Source organism: Pseudomonas sp. P7759 (assembly GCF_013386445.1).
In the GTDB taxonomy this organism is placed as follows: Bacteria; Pseudomonadota; Gammaproteobacteria; order Pseudomonadales; family Pseudomonadaceae; genus Aquipseudomonas; species Aquipseudomonas azotoformans_A.
Genome location: NZ_JACART010000092.1, coordinates 1 through 2,389, shown reverse-complemented (window position 1 = coordinate 2,389; position 2,389 = coordinate 1). Strand labels below are relative to the sequence as shown.

At 60.0% G+C, this 2,389-nt stretch carries 2 protein-coding genes and 1 pseudogene; 1 reads left to right on the top strand and 2 read right to left on the bottom strand.

The genetic code is table 11. The features are described 5' to 3' along the window. Positions 1-658 (bottom strand): VacJ family lipoprotein (locus tag HX823_RS31005; RefSeq protein WP_177078439.1); only part of this gene is annotated, 658 nt, incomplete at its 3' end. Further along, on the bottom strand, positions 651-1,949 hold the full coding sequence (locus tag HX823_RS31000; RefSeq protein WP_038850339.1) for a serine/threonine protein kinase: 1,299 nt from the start codon (positions 1,947-1,949) through the stop codon (positions 651-653). The genes HX823_RS31000 and HX823_RS31005, both read right to left, overlap by 8 nt. A gap of 236 nt (positions 1,950-2,185) precedes the next feature. Between HX823_RS31000 and HX823_RS30995 the strand changes: the two are divergent. After that, a pseudogene (locus HX823_RS30995) lies at positions 2,186-2,389 on the top strand (hypothetical protein); the annotation flags it as partial.

Here is a 2,389-nt window from a genome sequence, read left to right as displayed (position 1 = left end):
CTTCCGGGTGGTTGGAACTGACTTCGGCCACGTTGAGGAAGTTGATCTGGTTCTCGGCTGTGTAGTCGACCAGCAAGCCGCCGGTGTCGCGCAGGTTCGACGGGCCGAAGATCGGCAGCACCAAGTACGCGCCGCCGGGCACGCCGTAGAAGCCCAGGGTCTGGCCGAAGTCTTCGCTCTGGCGCGGCAGGCCCATGGCGGTAGCCGGGTCCCACAGGCCAGCGATGCCAATGGTGGTGTTGACCAGCAGGCGCCCTGTGGTTTCCAGCGAGCGGTGACCCTTGAGTTGCAGCAGGCTGTTCAACAGGTTGGGCACGTCGCCCAGGTTGTTGAAGAAGTTGCTCACGCCGGTGCGCAGGAAACTCGGGGTGACGTAGCGGTAACCGTCGACCACCGGCAGGAACACCCACTGATCGAAGCGGTAGTTGAAGTGGTAGACGCGACGGTTCCACGACTCCAGGGGGTCATACACGTTGAGTGCCGTGAGCGACGACCGCTCGAACTCGCGCTGGTCCAGGCCTGGGTTGAACTTGAGCTTGGTCAGCGGTTCCTTGAAACCATCGGAATCGACCTTGACTGGCTCGTGGGCCTTGCTGTTGTCGGCATTGGCCACGCCTGCGCACATCAAGGCGGCAAGCAGCAGAAGATATTTAGCCACGGAAGAACTCCAGCATGGCGTCGGCGTTGACGCGGTAATTGAGGTTGCCGCAGTGGCCGCCCAGCGGGTAGACGGTCAAGCGATCGCCGAAGGTTTTACGCAGGAAGCCGAGGTCGCCAGGGCCGAGGATCACGTCGTCGGCGTTGTGCATCACGGCGATTTTCGGGCTGGTGTGCAGGTAGTCCTTGAGGGCGTACAAGCTGACCTGGTCGACCAGTTGCAACAGGCTGCCGCCGTCGGAGCGGGCGCGCCACATCGGAATAACCTGCTCGGTGAGGTAGCAGTCGAAGTCGCACTGCAGCGCACGCTTGAGGAATGGCGTTAGGCTGGTGCTTTCGGTGATCGGGTATTTGGGCGGGATGATTAGGCCGCGGCGGTTGATCAGGTCCGAGGTGAAGGCGATGTCGGCCGCCGAGAAGCGGAACGAAGTGCCGATCAGCATGGCCATCTGTTCGTTGGTCAGGTGCTGCTTGGATTGCTGGAAGTCGTAGAGCAGGGCGTCGTTCAGGTCGATATAGCCCTTTTGCTGGAAGTAGCGAGTCAGCTTGTTCAGCACCAACTCATAGAAGGTGGTGGTGTTGTTGATGCCTTTCACCTCGGTCTGCACCAGCTTGTCGAGGTTGGTGATCGAGGTGTACAGGTTGACCGGCGGGTTCAGCAGCAAGACTTTCTTGAAGTTGAAGCTGCGGCGCGTCTCGTCGAGCTTGCTGACGAACGCCGCATCCAGGGCGCCGAGGCTGTAGCCGGTGAGGTAGAAGTCGGTCACTGGCAGCGAAGCGTTCTGCGCGCGCACGGCTTGCATCACGCGGTACATGTCTTCGGCATCTTCCTGGGTGATCCCCGGCGTGGCGAAGCGCGAGGCGGCGCTGATGAAGTCGAAGCTGGTGGGCGACGACAGTTGCACCACGTGGTAGCCGGCCTGGTAATACAGCTTTTTCAGGTATTCGTTGATGCTGCTGTCAAAGCGCGCACCGGTGCCCGCGATGAGGAAGATCAGCGGCGCGGCGCGATCCTGCTTGGCGATGCGGTAGGTGAGTTTCTTCACCGCCCAGAAGTTGTCCGGCAGGCTGAATTCGCGCTCGGGGCGCATGTTCAGGGTGTAATCGGACTGGTTGATCTCGTCATCGCTCGGCAATTTGGGCCGAAGGTCAGGCGGGGTAGTGGCGATGGTGGCTTCAAACGGGTTGGTCAAAGGGTAGCCATAGCTGGCTTGGTCAATGTCGACGGCCAGTGCTGACGCACTCAGAAAAAGGCTGCCCAGCAGGGCAGCACAGCGCAAGGAACGGAGCATGACTTAATCCCTAGGAGGAAACGTGCTTGATGAAGTTCGCAGGCTATGACCGCCGTCCTATCGCCGAAGTGCCATCACGCGGCACGAAATGTCGGAAAATAACGTCGGAATCGGGGTAATAGTAGCCAGACGATACACTTTGACACGTGTAGGTAAACATTAATTGTGTGTATGCACCTTGCTAACGCCCACTGGCGCATTAAGCTGAGCGCCGTTTTTGCCTATCGGAGTGCCTCATGTCCCGTCGTTTGCCGTTGATTCTGCTGCTTATTGCCCTGCCGCTGTGGCTGGCCGCCAGTTATGGCGCGCGCTATGGCTTTATGGAAGATGGCCAGTGGGTGGGCATCTGCGCGGATGAGGCCAGCCGCTGGGAATGCCAGTTGCGCTCGAACCTGGGCTTGATGATCCACTTCAAGGTGCTGGGCTGGGCGGCGTTGATC

Coding starts and splice junctions, on each gene's coding strand:
- HX823_RS31000 (WP_038850339.1), bottom strand. CDS start 1,949: ATGCTCCGTTCCTTGCGCTGTGCTGCCCTGCTGGGCAGCCTTTTTCTG.